This window comes from Streptomyces sp. NPDC048297, assembly GCF_043201585.1.
Classification (GTDB): domain Bacteria; phylum Actinomycetota; class Actinomycetes; order Streptomycetales; family Streptomycetaceae; genus Streptomyces.
The window spans coordinates 121,645-138,662 of record NZ_JBICZA010000011.1 but is presented as its reverse complement, the minus strand read 5'-3'; the positions used below and the strand labels follow the sequence as shown (position 1 = coordinate 138,662).

The 17,018-nt window shown below is 70.3% G+C and carries 7 protein-coding genes; 3 read left to right on the top strand and 4 right to left on the bottom strand.

Going from position 1 to position 17,018, the window contains the following annotated elements; all coding sequences use genetic code 11:
• Positions 1–5: 5 nt before the first annotated feature.
• The 3 genes from ACGFYV_RS14675 to ACGFYV_RS14665 are packed head-to-tail and all read right to left on the bottom strand — an operon-like array spanning position 6 to position 9,554.
• Entirely contained in the window at positions 6–1,547 is a 1,542-nt protein-coding gene (locus ACGFYV_RS14675) for a polymorphic toxin-type HINT domain-containing protein (protein WP_393878736.1), read from the bottom strand.
• Entirely contained in the window at positions 1,463–8,659 is a 7,197-nt protein-coding gene (locus ACGFYV_RS14670; RefSeq protein ID WP_393878735.1) for a LamG-like jellyroll fold domain-containing protein, read from the bottom strand. The genes ACGFYV_RS14675 and ACGFYV_RS14670 overlap by 85 nt, the downstream gene beginning before the upstream one ends.
• A complete protein-coding gene (locus ACGFYV_RS14665) occupies positions 8,643–9,554 on the bottom strand; it encodes a hypothetical protein (RefSeq protein WP_393878734.1) in 912 nt (303 codons plus the stop codon). Before ACGFYV_RS14665 ends, ACGFYV_RS14670 begins: the two co-directional genes overlap by 17 nt.
• 635 nt (positions 9,555–10,189) lie before the next feature.
• On the opposite strand from ACGFYV_RS14665, the gene ACGFYV_RS14660 reads away from it, so the two are divergent.
• Together ACGFYV_RS14660 and ACGFYV_RS14655 are read left to right on the top strand one after the other, a co-directional pair.
• Positions 10,190–11,914 carry a tachylectin-related carbohydrate-binding protein gene (locus ACGFYV_RS14660; protein WP_393878733.1) on the top strand — a complete coding sequence of 575 codons (1,725 nt, stop codon included), beginning with the start codon at positions 10,190–10,192 and terminating at the stop codon, positions 11,912–11,914.
• Between the two features lie 193 nt (positions 11,915–12,107).
• Positions 12,108–12,779, top strand: coding sequence for a DUF1345 domain-containing protein (locus ACGFYV_RS14655; protein WP_393878732.1), 672 nt, complete (start codon positions 12,108–12,110; stop codon positions 12,777–12,779).
• Positions 12,780–12,848: 69 nt separating this feature from the next.
• Here ACGFYV_RS14655 and ACGFYV_RS14650 read toward each other — a convergent pair whose 3' ends face one another.
• Positions 12,849–14,822, bottom strand: a complete 1,974-nt coding sequence (locus ACGFYV_RS14650) for a hypothetical protein (RefSeq protein WP_393878731.1) — start codon at positions 14,820–14,822, stop codon at positions 12,849–12,851.
• A 288-nt stretch (positions 14,823–15,110) separates the two neighbouring features.
• Here ACGFYV_RS14650 and ACGFYV_RS14645 point away from each other — a divergent pair, with 288 nt between their 5' ends.
• A complete protein-coding gene (locus tag ACGFYV_RS14645) occupies positions 15,111–17,012 on the top strand; it encodes an alkyl/aryl-sulfatase (RefSeq protein WP_393878730.1) in 1,902 nt (633 codons plus the stop codon).
• Positions 17,013–17,018: the final 6 nt, after the last annotated feature.

The following is a 17,018-nucleotide window of genomic DNA, read 5'->3' as shown; positions in this document are numbered from 1 at the left end:
CGACTTCATTCCCCGGCGCAAGGCATTCCGCGCCTGCTGCATCCCCGGGTCGGAATTGATATCGGTCCTGACATGCCCATGGAAGATCTCATTCGTCCCCCCTTCACTGTGCATCCACACGGGACCTCCCCGGTACGGTCGAGGATCACGGGATCACCGTTGCTGGGATCGACCCCAACACGACGCGGGGAAGTCGCCTTGATCTGCACTGAATTATCAAGCGCACCTTGCCCATCCGCAGGTTCCGCACTGTTCTCGCCGCGAGAACTGCCCCGCGCTTCCCGGCCGTGCTTTCCTCCCGCCTCATATTTACGCTCACCGCAGTTGTGGACAAGGACCGGCGTCGCCCCCGCCGACACATAGTACGTATGCGCCGTATCCACCGTCAGGTTGTAGACCGCCGCCTGCTGCGTCCACGCGCTCACCGCTTCGATCTGGACGCGCGTGCCCGAGCCGGTGCGGAGCCACTCGCCCGGTTTCAGGTCGCCGGCCTTCAGCCACTTCTTCAGGGACGGGACCCAGAAGGGGTGGCCCTCGGTGGCGGTGACGGTGTCGGTGGAGTGGCCCTTCGGGCCGTCCGTGTCGAGCGTCAGTTTGACGAGGTGCTTCTCGCCCGAGCCCTTGATCGTGTCGGTGACCTTCTGCTTGCTGGTCCTGCCGGTGGTCGGGGCGGTGGCGAGGACCTCGTCGCCCTCCTCGACCTTCTCGATCGGCTTGCGGGAGCCGTCGGCCATGACGACTTCCGTGCCCGGGACGAAACTGTTGCCGCTGGCGAGGGAGGCCACGTCTCGGGCGGTCGACACGCATTCGGCCACCGACTCGACCTCGTTCAGGACCTTCTTGCCCTTCTCCGCCGCCTTCGCGATCTCGTCCGCGCACTTCGCCGCCTTCGCCGCCATCCGGCCGGCCTTGGCCGCGCGGACCGCCGCCGCGCCGGCGCCACCGAGGACGATGCCGGCCACGGTCGCCGCGGCCCAGGCACAGGACTCCATGTCGCCCGTGGTGACGCAGGCCTTGATGTCGTTGAAGCCGGTGACGTCGCCGACGATGTTGCCGACCGTCTTGACGCCGTCCCAGACCTCGCCCCAGTCGACCGAGTCCTTGACGGTCTCGACGACGCTGCCGACCTGCTTGACGACCTCCTCGCGCAGGGTGTCCACGGTCTTGGCGACATCGGAGACGACCTGGACGGCCGCGCCGACGATGATCGCCGGGAGGTTGGGGTCGGCCGTGACGATGGCCTTGGCGACCGCGATCAGGGGCTTCGTGGCGGCGACGATCGCCGGGATCGGGTTGTGCTGGGCCGCGAAGGAGGCCGCCTGCCTGGCCTTCTTGGTGAGGTAGACCTTGGCCTGGTAGGCCGCCGCCGCCGCTTGTCGCGCCTTCTCCCGGGCCCATTGGGTGATGCCCGTCTTCTGGCCGACCCACTTGACCGCGCTGACGGTGGCGTCGACGACCGTCTTCAGACCCGACTTCGGTAGACCCAGCTCGCGGCCTTGCCCACGTAGCTCAGGGCCTTCTTGAACGCCGCTATCGGATGGCGCCACGCGTACTGCGCGGCCCGCCAGACGGTCCCGGCGGTCTTGGCGACGTAGTGCGCGCCCTGGTTGATCTTCTTGCCCGCCCAGCTCACGGCCTTCTTGCACCAGCCGCAGCTCGGCCAGTGGCCGTCCGGGTCGGAGTAGTCCAGCGGGTCACCGGCGCCGTAGGCGTAGCGGTTCGCCAGGATCGAGGCGCCGGAGGCGTAGGTGTACGAGTCACGGGAGTCGAACGTGCCGGTCCCCGGGTCGTACCAGCGGGCCCCCATGTCGACCTGGCCGGTCTCCGGGTCGGTCCAGTCGCCCTGGTATCCGGCGTTTCCGTCCACACCGTCCGCTCCGGACCCGCCGGACGTGCCCAGTACCTGGCCGAAGGGCTCGAAGGCCGTGGACTGGTCCAGGCCGGCCGCCCCGCCGTCCGTCGCGGACATGTCGCCGACGACGTCCCCGTGCTGGTCCTCCAGCGTGAGCCGGGCCGTGCCGCCGTTCTCGGCGACCGCCATGAGTTCGTCGGACGCGCGGCGGCCGTACGTGGCGCTCTGGTCCTTGACCGGGTCGGGTGCGAAGCCGTCGTAGGAGAAGTCGACGCCGTTGCGGGCCGAGACGCGGTCCAGCGAGTCGTACGTGTACTGCGTCCCGGACTCGCCCGCCTTCACCATCCGGTCGAAGGCGTCGAAGGTGAACTGCTCGGTCAGACCGGAGCTGGTGCGCGAGGCGAGCGTGCCGCGCGAGGTGTAGTCGTCGTCGGACAGCAGCCGGTCGCGTTCGTCGAAGGTGGCGGTCTTGGCGCCGTTCTTCACGCGGTTGCCGCTGTCGTCCCAGGCGTAGTCGGTCGTCGTGCCGTCGGCCGTCCAGGAGGTGAGGCGGCCGGCGTCGTCGTAGCCGTAGGTGCTGGTCCCGGCCTTGGCGGTGCCGGTCGTGGTCTTGGACGTCAGATGGTCGTCGGTGTCGTAGCCGTAGTCGGTCGACGCCATCGTCCGGCCGGCGCTGTTCTTCAGGGTGTCGGTGTCGAGCCGGCCCAGGTCGTCGTAGGTGAAGTCGCGGGACCGGCCCGCGCCGTAGTCGACCTTCTTGACCGCGCCCGAGCCGTCGTAGGTGTAGGTCTGGCGGACACCGGTGAGCGGGTCGGTCGCCGAGTTCAGCCGCTGCTTGACGTAGCCGAAGGTGGCGGTGCCGGCCGCGTCGGTGCGGCTGGTGAGCAGGCCGTCGCTGTCGTACTGGTACGTGGCGTTGCCGGAGGGTCCTGCGGCGGTCAGCAGGGCTCCGCGGTCGTTGTACTCGTAGGTGTTGTCGCCCTTCGGGGAGGACGCCTTGACCAGCCGGCCCGCCGGGTCGTACTCGAACCGCTTCTCGGCGGTGGCCACGGCGGCACCCGTGCCGGTCTCGCGGACCAGTTGCCCGGCCTTGTCGTACTCGCGTTCGCGGACCACGTCGCCCGGTGCGGTGAGCTTCACGGGCTCGCCGACGGCGTCGTACGCGGTCGTCCAGGTGCGGGCCGCGGCCGACGGGTCGCGCGCGGTCGACGGTTCGATCACCGACTCGGCGAGGCCGAGCGTGTTGACCGTGTAGATCGTGGAGTTGCCGCGGCCGTCCGTGTAGCGGGTGCGGTTGCCGAGCGCGTCGTAGCCGAAGGACGTGGTGATGGACTTGGTGTCGGAGACCGGTTCGGTCTGGCTGGTCATCCGGCCCAGGGCGTCGTACGTGTAACTGGTCGTGCTGTTCAGCGGGTTGGTCGAGCTGACCAGGTTGCCCGCCTTGTCGTAGGTGTAACCGGCCTTGTGCAGCTGGCTGTTGACCGGGTCCAGGTCCTGGTCCTGGACGAGCTGGCCGAGTTGGTCGTAGATCTTCGCCGAGGTGCGGCCCATCCCGTCCGTGCGGCGCACCTCACGGCCCGAGGCGTCGTAGCCGAACTGGGTGGCGACGCCGCTGGCCTCCTGGAGCCTGGTCAGCCGGCCGAGGCCGTCGTAGGTGTACTGGCTGACGGCGCCGCTCGGTGAGGTCTGCTTCACCACGTTGCCCGCGTCGTCGTACTCGTTGCGGGTGGTGAAGGCGCCGGGCCGGGGCTTGCGTTCGATCTGGGTGGTGGTGACCGGGCGGTCCAGGTCGTCGTAGGTCGACTCGGCGCGGGCGCCGTTCGGGTCCGTGACCGACAGCACCTCGCCGGTGCGGGTGTACGTGTATGTCCACCGACCGCGCTCGTCGCCCGTGCCGACGGGCACGTCCTTCACGGTGAGCCGGTTCTCGCGGTCGTACTGGAACGTGGACACGCGGCCAAGCGGGTCGGTCGTCCCGGTGATGTTGCCGAGCGCGTCGTAGGTGGTGGTGACGGTCGGGGCGACGGTCTCGGTGGAGCCCGGCGCGGTGTAGGAGGGCGCCGTCCGGGTGACCGCGCGGCCCAGCAGGTCGTAGGTGGTGCGGTTGACGTTGCCGAGCGCGTCGACGGACTCCGTGACGGCGCCGAAGGTGTCGTAGCCGGTGAAGGTGACGGGCCGGGTGGCGGCGGGGGTGCCGCCACCGGACTCGGTCTGGACGGTGGGCGCGGTGACGGAGACCGGCCGGCCGAGTTCGTCGTAGGTGTAGTCGGTCCTGTTGCCGGCCGGGTCCGTGGTGGAGGTGGTGAGCCCGCGGTCGTCGTAGGTGTGGGCGGTGGTGCGGGAGTCGGCGCCGTTGTCGACCGTCTCCTTCATGGCGTTGCCCGCGTCGTCGTACTCGTAGCTGACGGAGTCGCCGCTGACGCTCACCGGCCAGGGGACGTTGGAGGGCGAGCCGCTGGAGGCGGTCGTCAGCACGTTGCCGTCGAGGTCGTAGGTGTACGTCGTGCGCCGTGCGAGCCCGTTCGGGTCCATGACCTCGGACTTCACGCGGCCGACGGCGTCGTAGGTGTACGCGGTCTGGAGGGTGCCGTCGGCGGTCGTCTCGGTGAGGACGTTGCCGGCGCCGTCGTAGGTGTCGGACTCCACGACGACGTCGCGCTTGGTGCCGTCGGGGTTGTGGAAGTCCTTGAGGGTGATGGACTTGACCAGGTCGTCGCCGTAGTACTGGTAGAGCAGCGAGCGGCCCATCGAGTCGGTGTGCCGGGCGAGCCGGCCGCCCATGTCGTAGGCGTAGGACTGCAGGACGGTGTAGCTGTCGTCGCCGCCGTCGTCGTCCCAGTCGCGCAGCCGGGTCTCGGCCATCATGTTGCGCGCGGTGCAGACGTAGTCGAAGTGGTTGCCGTTCGCGTCCACCATCGAGGTCTTGTTGCCGAAGACGTCGTAGGTGTACGTGGTCTCGTTGCCCTCGGCGTCGGTGGCCCGTTCCGGGCGGCCGTGGTCGTCGAGGTCGAAGGTCATCGCCCGCGCGGCGTCGCCGCCCACCAGGTCGCCGACCTCGGTGCGCACCACGTTGCCGTCGGCGTCGTAGTCCGTGGTGGTCCGCCGCTGGTGCTTGCCTGTCGTGACGGCGTTGGTGGCGGCCGGGTCGGTGAGGGTGCGGACGCGGGAGAGCTTGTCGTAGGTGAACGTGGAGGTCGTGCCGGCCGGCTGGGCGTCGGTGACGACGGTCTCGGTGAGCTTGCGGCCCAGCGTGTCGTACGTGTACTTGGTGACGCTCCCGGACGGCTCGGTCACCCAGGCCAGGTCGCCGTTCTTGTAGTACTGGTAGCGGGTGATCTTCCCGCGCGGGTCGGCGGTGGTCAGCGGCAGCCCGGTGGGCGTGTTGCCGCCGCCGACGGCCGGTTCGGCGCCGGTCGTGTACGTGTTCCTGGCCGTGCCGCCGTCGGGTGCGACCTGGGTGAGCAGCGCGCCGCTGGTGTTGTACGTGTACTGGGTGCGGAAGCGGTTGTTGGTGGGGCCGGAGGAGCGGCCGTCACGGGTCTCGGCCGGCTGGTCGGCGCGCAGGTCGAAGTCGCCGGTGGGCGTCGGGTAGGTGGTGTACGAGGTCTGGCAGTCGTCGGCCGCACGGCAGGTCGTCCGGCTGGTCACATTGCCGCGGGAGTCGTAGCCGAGGGTGACCTTGTCGCCGTTCTCGCTGGTGATCCCGGTCTGGAAGCCGTTGTCGTCGTACGCGAAGGAGCGGATGGCGACACCGTCGACGGGGTAGCGGATGAAGTCCGGTCCGTCGCCGCCGCCACCGGGCGGGTTGGTGCAGAAGGCCGGGTCGCCCGGGTCGGGCTGGGTGCAGACCTGCCCGGGATCGGTGGGCGACGGGGACGGTGCGGCGGTGGCGGACTCGCGGGCGCCGAGCGCCATCGGCTCGCCGTAGCGCAGCAGCCGCGAGGACAGGCCGTCGTACTCGTAGAAGTACGGGGCGTCCAGCGGGTCGCGGACCTCGACGGTGCGGCGCAGGTCCTTGTCGTCGCCGAAGACGGCGGGCGTGCCGATCTTCCAGGTGCCGCCGTTGCGGTCGGTGTACTCCTGGACGCGGTCGCGGGTGGTGTCGTACCGGACCTCGGAGGCGACGCGGCCGCTCGGCAGTGTCGTCCTCGTCAGGACGTCGGCGGTGCGGCCGCCCTCGCGGTAGTGGGCGGCGACGGCCGCGGTGCCCAGCGGGTGGTGGTAGACGGCGACGTCGTCGATGGTGCCCGTGAAGGACTTGGCGGCGGTGGTGCCCCAGCCCGGCCAGGAGGCGGGGGTGGTGGCGGTGGCGGCGCCGATCTGGTTGTAGGTGAGGGTGGTCTGCAGCGGCTGCTTGCCGGTGATGGTCCCGGAGAGTTTGCCGTCCAGGTAGAGGCTCTGGGTGGAGCCGGACATCGACAGCGCCGCGTGGTGCCACTGGCCGTCGTTGACGTTCTTGGTGATGTCGGTGATCGGCTCGACGGTGCCGGTCCAGAACTGGCCGTGCAGCTTCGCGTCAGTGCCGACGTACAGCATCGGGACGCCGGTGCCCGGCGTGGTGCCCCAGGTCTTGTCCTGGTAGCCGACGAGCGGGCCGCCGACGCCGCCGGTGACGGTCTTGAACCACACCTCGACGGAGGCGTCGCGGCTCTTCTTCAGCGTGCCGGAGGGCAGGTCGACGCGTGAGGTGGAGCCGTTGAAGGCCGCGGCGGTGTCGGGGTCGCCGGTGATCGCGCCCGCGGCCTTCAGGGTGACGTTCTGGTAAGTGCCGCGGTCCTTGCCGAGGCCCGCCTCGTTGGCGCTGTTCGCCGCGGTGCCCTCCTCCTCGCCGAGGCGCCAGTAGGACTCGGGGCGGGAGTCGAGCACGGTGGTGCCGTAGTGGCTGCCGGAGGCGTAGGTGTACTGGGTGCAGCCGTTCAGCGGGTCGCAGACCTTGTCGAGGAGATCACCGGTGTAGGTGTACGTCCAGGCCAGCGGGGCGCCGTCGACGGCGGTCGTCTGGACCCTGGTGACGTGCGCGCCGGTCCAGGTGAAGGTCAGGGTGCGGGAGGTGCGGTTGTTCGTCGCCGTCGCGAGCTTGCCGGCGCTGTAGGTGTAGGTGACCGTGTTGGAGAACTGGTCGGTGATCTGGGCGAGCAGGCCGGACGTGCTGAAGGCGTACGTCGTACCGGACTTGTCCTGCAGCCGGTAGGTGCCGGCGGCCGGGTCGAACGTCAGCTTGGCGAAGCGGCCGGGCGGTGGGGCGTACGTCCCGTCGGCGTTCTTGCCGAAGCGGACGTCCTGGCCGTCGGGGTAGCGGATGACGACGTTGCCGCTGCCGTCGTCGTCCGGGGTGAGCCGCATGTCGTAGCGGGTCGTCCAGCCGGCGCCGAACGCGAGGTCACGCCGCGGGTCGAGGCTGTTGTACGTGCGCACGAGCGTGAGGTCGGGGCCGACGCCGGCGACGGACGCGTCGGAGGCGCTGGAGGTGAAGTCGCCGACGTTCGGGTCGAATTCCTTGCCCTGGGCCTGGGAGAGCCGTGAGGTGATCTCGGGCTGCGGAACGGTGGCGACCAGGGCCATCTGCGCGGTGGGGACCTCGTTGGACGCGTCCTTGACGAAGCCGCGCCACAGATAGGTCTTGCCCCACTGCAGCCGGCCGGAGGGGACCGGGTAGGCCGAGCCCGTCTGGTAGGCGGACGTGGTACAGCCGGTCGGCTTGCCGTCCTTGTCCGACTCGCAGATCTCGAACTTGTACTGCAGCGAGGAACCGGGGGGCGCGTCGATGTCGACGCCGGCCGCCCACAGTTGGGGGGTGAGGGTCTGGGCCTGGTAGCCGTTGGGCGGGAACTGCTCCTTGACCACCGGGGCGATGTCGAAGACCTGGATGGTCAGTCGGCCCGGTGGCACCTGCTCGTCCGTGAAGACCTTGCCGCCCTGGCGCACCATCGTGAAGTCGAGCATGTAGACGCCCGGCGGGAGCGCCTTGATGGTGGCGTCGACGCTCGCCTTGGCGCCGTGGGCCACGTTGCCGGTGAGGCTGCCCGCGCGCTGCTGCGTGACGAGCTTGCCCTTCTTGTCGTAGGCGCGGTAGGCGAGGTAGTAGGTGGACGGCGTCCAGGTCTCGGCGCCCTTGTTGGTGACGGAGACCTTGATCTGCCCGGCCTGGTTCTGCAGCACCGGCGGGTCGGGGACGGGCTTGGGGAAGCTGTAGGACGCGTTGTACGGGGAGTGGGTGACGTACAGCTTGGGCGGGTTGGCGGTGGCGTGGCCGGTGAACTTCTTGAACGCGAGGGAGTCGGTGGCGGACGCCCGCAGTGACAGGCCGTAGTTGGCCTGCGTGCCGTCGACCCAGCGCTGGACCAGGTCGCGGCCGCCCTTGCCGAGGTCGAAGAGTTCACCGGCGGCGGGGCAGGCGGACCGTGACTGGCCGAAGCCTATGTAGCCGTACGCGAAGGACTTCGACGCGAGGGCGCCGCCGACCGCGGGGCCGGGGTAGGCGGTGCCGGTACCGGCGGTCCACGACTCGGTCACGGGGTGGACGGAGACCGAACGCGGCTTGCAGGAGGCGGAGTCGAAGTTCACGACCTGGAGCTGCGCGCCGAAGATCTGGTGGTACTTGAGTTCCTCGTCGAGGCCGGGAAAGCCGAGGTAGGCGGCGGACGCGCCGTCCGGGCCCTTGTCGACCTGGAGTTCGCTGGAGCCGACGACGGAACCGCCGCTGCGGACCGTCATGAAGGTGGACGCGGACGTGGTGTCGACGGAGGGGTCGATACGGACGGGGAAGGCGCGGGCCGGGTCGGCGAGCCACTCACGGTCGGCGGTCACCTTCAGCGCCTGGCCGCCGCCTTGGCCGCCGTCCTGGCCGCCCTCTTGCCCGGACGAGTTCGTACGTCACGGCGTGCGAGACGGCCTGTCCGGCGTCCTCCATGAACCCGGCCGGGACGACGGCGCGGGTGCGGCCCTCGGCGTCGGTCAGCAGGATCGATCCGCCGTCGGCCCTGGCGGTGAGGCCGTCGAGGTGGAGCGGGAAGAGGAAGCTGTTGGGGGCCTTCGCGGACTTCAGGACGAGGGTCTCCTTGGCCCCGCCGGCCTGTGAGTCGAGCCAGAGGTCGGTGTCGGGGTGCACCTGCCCGTAGCTGACTCGGGCGCCGTCCGCCGTGCCGGCCACGGAGGCGGCACCGTTCAGTGCGTACCCGAAGGACTCGCCGGTCGGCAGCGTGACGGAGGAGAGTTCACCGGCGTCGGCCCGGTCGGCGAAGCGGACGTCCACGGAGTCGGCGGTGTTGGCCCAGCCGTCGCCCTCCTCGACCAGGGAGCTGTCGATGCCCCGCCAGGCGCCGTGCGCGTCACGGTAGTTGAGGGGGCTGGTGGAGATCTCGGTGGTGCTGGTGCCGTCCTCGTTGGCGTACGTACGGCTGTGGGCGTCGCGCCGCGCGAGGATCTCCTTGCTCATCTCGCGGTCGAAGCCCGTGACCTTCGGGCGCGGCGGGGTGGTGACCTCGGCCTTGTTCCCGCGCACCGCGGGCCGGGCGGCGGAGGTGCCCTTCAGCGGGTACTTGGCCCGCAGGGACCGCGGCGCGTCGTCGTTGCGCCCGCGGACCACCTCGTGACCGCGCCCCTCGGCGCTGCCCCAGCGCTGGCCGGGGCCATGGGCGGGGGCCTGGTCACCGGGGAGGAACAGGATCCCGACATCGGCGACGGCGAGCGCACCGACAGCCATGACCGTCACCAGGGCGAGCGCGACGGCTCCGCTCCAGCGACGGCGGAGCGGCCCAGCCGTCAGGAATTTGCGCGCGCGTATGCGATACACCGGCACAGTCCCCCCACAGAAAGCGCAAAGAATCGAGGCGATCTTGACCTCTTCCTGACCTTCCCGCCCACCGGTCACCCGGAGCATTCGCCTGGCGGTGATCTCTCCGTGATCTACACCGCGATGACCGAACTCGCCCTCCCCCAGGAACATTTGCGCCACCACCCCGACCGACCCGCACAAGAAGCGAGAAAGTCCCCGAATTTCCGCACATGATCTTCCTGTTCACGGAATGGCAAATTCCAAGATCGCCCAATTCACCTTCTCGCCACCGTACCGTTCACCCAACGCCGCCTCATGTCCGTCGACATGACGATCAACTCATCGCCCCGCAGTGCACGCCGGACCGCCGTAGCGACCGCAATCGCCGCAACTTTGCCGTTTCTCGTCGCTGTGCCCGGCACCGCGCAGGCCGCCGTGCCGTTGACGTGCGGCACGGCCGCGGCCACGTACACCCTGGACTCCGCCGGCAAGCTCAACCGAGCCGACATGCCCGACCCCGCGGTCGGCAACGCCGTCCCGAACAGCAGCACCATCGACACCACGTGGACCGGCTACGGGCGGATGCTCGCCGGCCGGGTGCGAGCTTCTACGGCATCAAGTCGGACGGGCTGTACTACAGCCACCGGATCAGCGCCAGCAACACCTGGGACGTGCACCATCGCAAGATCAGCTCCGGCTTCACCCGGTTCAGGACGGCCGGCCTGACCGACGACGTCACCATCGACCGCAGTAGCTACATCTGGACGCTCTCGGAGACCAACGACCTGCGCTGGTACCGCTACGATGCGGCCGCGAGCGACTTCGTGGCGGGCAGCGGCAAGATCGTCGACAAGGGCTGGAACTACGACGCGATCTACGCGGCCGACCAGGGCGTCATCTACGGCCGTGACGCGACCGACGGAAAGCTCTACCGCTCCCGCTACGACTACACCAGCCAGCGCTGGATCGAGCGCCACCGGCTGGTGTCCGCCGCCGACTGGAGCGACACCAAGTTCATGACCTCGTACGGCGGCGACACGCTCTTCCGTGTGAAGGGCGACGGATCCGTCACGTACTACCGCTTCGACGAGGACACGCTGGCCTGGCCCGTCTGGAACAAGCAGGTCGAGGCGTCCGGCTGGGCCGGCTTCGCATCGGTCGCGGGCGGGCCCGACATCTGCCGGATCGGCACCAACCACACGCCGGCGGCGACTCCGGTGCCGCTGGAGTCGTACACCCCCAACGCCGTCGTGCAGGCCTGCGACGGCAAGCTGGAGCTCGCCTACACCGACAACATCGGCCGCCTGGTGCACGGCCGCACCGACCCGGCGGACGTCAACGGCGCCCAGTGGACGGTGATTTCGGGCCAGGACGCCTTCGCCGGAACGCCGTCGCTCTCCGAGCACACCGACGGCCGTGTCGTCGTCACCGCCCACAACACCTCCGGCAGCGTCTGGCAGCGCAACCAGACCGCCAAGGGCGCCGCCGACTGGGGCGACTGGATCGACCTGGCCGGCGCCATGGGCGGGCACGCCGTCACCGGCAGGACCCCGTCCGGGCTGATGACCCAGTTCGCCCTCGACGCGAACGGCAAGCCCTGGTACCGGATCCAGCAGCGCGCGAACGTCGACTTCATGGGCTGGACGCCGCTGTCCGGCACCGGCTTCGCCGGCCCCCTCAAGGCCGTCACCGTGCGCGACGGCATCCAGCTCTTCGGCAAGGACGGCTCCGGCAACCTGAGCACCGCCCTCTTCAAGGAGGACGGCACCTTCTCCGCCTGGACGTCCCTGGGCAACCCGGCGATCACGGGCACCCCGTCCGTCGTCGTCTACCCCGGCTACCGCATGCGCCTGTTCGCCACGGACACGAACGGCAACGTGGTCACCGCCGGCCAGTCCGTCGAGGGCGGCGCCTACGGAACGTGGGACAGCGTCTCCGGCATCGCCGCGCAGGGCTCCCCCAGCGCCGTGATCTCCCCGCTGACCGGCCTCACCGAGGTCGTGGTCCGCAGCGGCGACGGCAACGTCTACAACACCGGCGAGACCACCCAGGGCAGCGGCCAGTGGCGCAACTGGCAGCAGGTGAGCTTCGAGGCCTCGGCCACCGAGCCGACCGCGTTCACCTACACCAACCCCACCGGTCCGACCTGGGCCTTCACCTTCCGCACCGCCGACAACCAGACCCGCATCCACCAGGTCCAGCAGACCTCCGCGCTCACCGCGATGCGTGCCGCTGCCGACGCCCCGGACTTCAAGGGCACCAAGCTGCCCGCTCCGCCGGCCAAGTGATCACGCCGTAGACCCGGCCAGGTGACCACACCGTAGACCCGGTGAAGTGATCAGCACCGTAGAGGAGGCCGTGGCGGCCCACGCCGTCACGTGGGAACCCGGTGGCCGGCAGGCGTCGTCCGGTCCGTAGGGTGGCCGCTGCCGGGCGCGGTGGACGCCGCGCCTTCCCGGCGGAAAGGCAGGACACGGCTCCGTGCAGCAATGGCTCTCCGAGCGCCGCCGGTCGGCGGCGAGTCTCCTCGTCGCGGCGTGCACGGCGGTGGTTCTGCGCGCCCTCATGGACGGCACCCTGCGGCTCTCGGCGGCGGACTTCGGTGTGCTGGTGCTGTTCGGCTATCTCCTCCCCTATCTCGGGCTCACCGTCTCCGCCTTCGCGAGCGCGCGGCCGGAACACGTGCGGGCGTGGGCGCAGCGGGAGACGCGGGGCACGGTGCTCCAGCGATGGGTTCTGGGGACCGCGCCCGGACCGGGGGTGTCGATCCTCATCGCGGCCGCCGCGTTCACCGTGGCGGTGCTGTGGCTGCCAGGGCACCTCGGTTCGGCGATCCAGGTGATGCCGCGTGACGTGGTGGCGCTCGCCCTGGTCGTCGTCGCCTGGGTCTGCGTGGTCGTGTCCTTCGCGGTCACCTTCCAGGCCGACGATCTCGTGGAGGACGAGCTGGGGCTCGAGTTCCCCGGTGAGCACTCCACGGTGTGGGCCGACTACGTGTACTTCGCCCTGTCCGTCATGACGACGTTCGGCACGACCGACGTGAACGTGACCTCGCGGGAGATGCGGCGGACCGTGGCGACCCATGGGGTCATCGCGTTCATCTTCAACACCGTGACGGTGGCGACCCTGGTGTCCGCCCTGCAGGGTGGCTAGACCCCGCGAGGTGTCCGTATGCGGGCATCACGCGGGCCCGGCTCGGCGGCCTGCGGGCATCACGCGGGCTCAGCGGCGGACCAGGCCCGCCGCGCGGTCCATCACGCGGAGCGCGGTCTCGGGCCAGAACGTGTCCGGCACGAACCCGGCCACCGGTCGCACCACGGCCCGCAGCGCACCCTCCAGGTCGCCCTTCGGTACGGCTCCGGCGACGTCGCGCACCGTGCGGATCACTCCCTCGGACAGGTCCATGAACCACCCCTGGCCGTGCCGGTCCTGGTGTTCCGGGGTGAGCTTGAGGAGCTGCCAGCCGGCGCGGCGGGGCGGGTTGTCGCGTGCCTGCGTGGGGTACTGCCAGCCCTGGTTGGTGCCGAAGAACAGGTACTCGTCACCGACCGGCATGACGCCGCGGATGCCCCACGTGCAGGCGTTGTTGAAGCCGGAGGTGGTCAGCGGCCAGGCCGGGCTGTCGGCGTCGTCGAAGACCCACACCTGGCCGGCGACCCGGTCGTCGGGGAAGAGGAAGGTGCGCGCCAGCCACAGCTCGACCTGGCTGACGGGCCGGTCGAGCACGTGGGAGAGCAGTCCGGTGGTGGGGTTCAAGGTGATGTCCCGCACGACCTTGGTCATGTTGAACGTGCCCATGTACAGCTTGCCGCGGAACACGGCCGCGCCCCAGCCGACGTAGTCGTTCCACCGGTCGCCGAAGCCGCCGCCGCCGAACTTCGGGTCCTGGTGCAGCAGGTTGTCCTGGAGGGTCCAGCCGTCGTCGCCGTTGCCGGGATCGTACGTCCAGTACGAGCGCTCGCCGTACAACAGCTCGACCTGCTGGTCGGGTTCGCCGGGGTTCTTGATGCGGTAGACCACGCCGGCCGGGGACGTCCGCAGGTAGGCGCGGGCCAGGTCGGGCAGCGTGCCGCGGGGGATGCCGGGGTGGGCGGTCAGGTGGTGGGTGAGGGAGGGTTCGACGCTGGGGATGCCGAAGGTGGCGTACACCCATCCGTCGAAGGAGGTCACGGCGAACGACACCATGGAGCGTGCGGTGATCGGGTCCGGGAAGAACTGTGCCGCCGTGAACACCGTTCGCCAGCCGGTCCGGGTGTCCGGCGACAGCTCGTGCAGGGGCGGGCTGATGTAGACACCGGTGTGTTCCTCGCTGCCCGTTCCGGCCCAGGTGCTGGTGACGATCCGGTCGTGGTGGACCGTGAAGTAGGAGGGCTGGTTGCCCAGCAGGCCGACCTCCTCGAAGCGGAACGGGTCCTGCTCGTCCCCCGCCCAGCGCTGGACGCTGCCGGTCGGCGGGTTCGGGCCCGAACCGGTGCCCCGCTCGCCGGGTTCGGCCAGGCCGACGCCGAAGTACAGCCGGCCTCCGGCGACGACGAAGTTCTTGATGTTGTTCCACTCGGGGAACACGCGCCGGCCCAGGAACTCGGCGTTGTCGGCCCGGTAGGCCAGCAGCATGACGGTGCCGCCGCCCTGGGCTCCCTCCCCGACGACGGTCTGGATCCCGCCGATGAGGACGACGTTCCCCAGCGACCCCGCCGCCCGCAGTCCGGCGAGCGTGTTCAGTTCGGGGCACTGCTCGGGGGCGGGGGTCCGGTTCGTGGACACCCCGGTGGCGATGTCGTGCTGCCACACCTGCACGGGGACCGCGTCGCCGACGATGCCCCGGGCCGGCGGCACGTCGTGGGTGGAGTCGTAGGAGATGTCGAACTCGACGGTCACGTTCTCCGGGTCGTCCCAGGGCTGGAGCGGGGCGAGCATCCCGGTGCCGGGAAAGTCGGTGGACACGGTGGCCAGTCCGGCGCCGGTGACGTTCCCGGTCGTGCCCCACCACAGGTTTCGCTGCGCCTGGTCCACGGTGAACGCCCAGATGTAGTGCTGGGTGGTCTGGGGCCTGGCCCCCTCGGGCGGCTCGGCTCCGGGAGTGATCGGCTCCGTGCGCCGGCCGAAGCCGAACCACCACCGGTCCGGCTCCGCCTGCGCGGCGACCGTCACCCCGTGCCGGCGGTCCTCGCCCGGCGTCGCTTGTACTGAGAGCATCGTGCCTCCTGTGAGGGCTCACCAGAGGGATTCCGCGGCGTCGTCGCCACGCGGTCACCTGTCGCTGTCGAGTCGTCGAAGCCGCCGTCCACGCTAGCCCAGCGGGACGCGGCTCACCTGCCGAGCGGGGACGGGCAGAAAGGAGCAGGGGCGGGGGCGGCGGTATCGGGCGGCCGTTCCTCCGGACGGCCTACACCCGGTCGTGCGACGGACCGGCCGCGGCGAGGGTGGGAGCACTGCCGCGTGCGTCCAGACACCGGCTCACCCATGTCCGCGAGGGAGACCGAGATGCCCGACAACTCCGAAGCCAAGCCGGCCCAGCCGGGCATCGTGGCGGGGAACGAAGCCGTACGGCAGCGGTTCGCGTTCGACGACACGCAGGACCTTCAGGACGCGCGCCGCGGCTTCATGGGCACCGCGCCGGACAACGTGATCCGCGACGCCGACGGCCGTGCCGTGTGGGACCTGGACGCCTACGGATTCCTCGACCGGGAGTGCCCCGACACGGCCAACCCCAGCCTGTGGCGGCAGAGCCGGCTCTGCTCCGACCACGGCCTCTTCGAGGTGACCGAGGGCATCTACCAGGTGCGCGGCTTCGACCTGTCGAACATGACGATCGTCGAGGGCAAGCAGGGAATCCTCGTCGTCGACCCGCTGCTGTGCGCCGAGACCGCGGCGGCGGCCCTGGCCCTGTACCGCGGCCACCGCGGCGACCGGCCGGTGCGGGGTGTGCTCTACACCCACAGCCACGCCGACCACTTCGGCGGGGTGCGGGGTGTCGTCACCGACGAGGACATCGCGGCGGGTGTACCGGTGTTCGCCCCGCGCGGTTTCCTGGAGCACGCGGTCAGCGAGAACGTCTACGCCGGTACGGCCATGAGCCGCCGGGCCGCCTACATGTACGGCGCCGCGCTGCCGAAGGGCGAGCGCGGGCAGATCGGCGCGGGCCTGGGGCAGACGACCTCGACCGGCTCGGTCGGCCTGATCCCGCCGACGGTGGACATCACCCGCACCGGGCAGACGGAGACGGTCGACGGCATCCGGATGGTCTTCCAGCTCACGCCCGGCACCGAGGCCCCCTCGGAGATGAACGTCCACTTCCCCGACCACTCAGCCCTGTGCATGGCCGAGAACGCCACCCACAACATGCACAACCTGCTCACCCTGCGCGGCGCCCAGGTCCGCGACCCCCGTGTGTGGGCCCACTACCTCACCGAGGCCGTGGACCTGTTCGCGGCCTCCAGTGACGTGGCCTTCGCCTCCCACCACTGGCCGACCTGGGGACGCGAGCGGGTCGTCGAGTTCCTGACAGGCCAGCGCGATCTGTACGCGTACCTCCACGACCAGACGCTGCGCATGCTCAACCAGGGCCTGACGGCACCGGAGATCGCCGAGCGGATCGAGCTGCCCCCGGCGCTGGAGCGGGCCTGGCACACCCACGGCTACTACGGCTCGGCCAACCACAACACCAAGGCGATCTACCAGCGCTACCTGGGGTGGTTCGACGGCAACCCGGCGCACCTGTGGGAGCATCCGCCGGTCGAATCCGCCCAGCGGTACGTGGAGTTCATGGGCGGTGCCGGCGAAGTCCTGCGCCGTGCCCGGCAGTCGTTCGCCGACGGCGACCACCGCTGGGTGGCGCAGGTCGTCAACCACGTCCTGTTCGCCGACCCGGACAACGCCGAGGCGCGTGCGCTGCAGGCCGACGCCCTGGAGCAGCTCGGGTACGGCAGCGAGAACGGCACGTGGCGCAACTTCTTCCTCATGGGCGCCTATGAACTCCGGCACGGCTCGGTCGGTACGCCCACGGTCACCGCCGCGCCCGACATGCTGGCCGCGCTGACGCTCGACCAGTTGTGCGACGCGCTCGCCATCCGCGTCGACGGGCCCCGCAGTTGGGACGCGGACATCACGGTGCGCTGGAACGTGACCGGCGGCGAGCCCATCACGCTGCGGTTGCGCAACGGCGTCCTCACCCATGTCACCGGAACCGGTCCCGCGGCCACCGCGCCGGACGTCGAGATCACCCTCGCGGAGAACCACCTGCGGGACGTGCTGCTCGGCGTCCTGCCCCCGGACGAGCTGACGGCGCGCGCCGACGTGAAGGTCAGGGGTGACGCCGGCAAGCTGGGCGAACTCTTCGGCCATCTCGGCGCACCGGACATGGACTTCGCGATCGTCACCCCCTGAACGGGC